Annotated in this window: 1 pseudogene; it reads right to left on the reverse strand. The window is 70.6% G+C overall.

The features are described 5' to 3' along the window. Nucleotides 1-132 precede the first annotated feature (132 nt). A pseudogene (locus tag G6018_RS10930) lies at nt 133-316 on the reverse strand (MFS transporter); the annotation flags it as partial.

A 316-nucleotide genomic window follows, 5' to 3' on the forward strand; every position in this document is an offset into this window, starting at 1 on the left:
CCCGCCCCGCGACCTGCACCACGCCCGGCCGCGGACAGCACCGCGCCCGGCCCCCTCTCGGGTGGGGCCGGGCGCGGCTGTTCTTGGGAGGATCCGTGTCGTGGGTCCTCGATGGGGGTCGTCAGACCAGGGTCACGGCATCTCGGTGGCGATGAGGCGGGAGTCGTCCGGCTCGGCATCGGCGTGGATGACGTTCTTGCTCGACTCGGTCATGAGGAAGATGCAGACCATCGACATGACGGACAGCGCCGAGAGCATCAGACCGACACCGAAGGTGTTGCCGGCCCCGATCATCGCGGCCGCGGCCAGCGGCGGA

It is taken from the genome of Dietzia sp. DQ11-44 (genome assembly GCF_014145205.1).
Taxonomy (GTDB): Bacteria; Actinomycetota; Actinomycetes; order Mycobacteriales; family Mycobacteriaceae; genus Dietzia; species Dietzia natronolimnaea.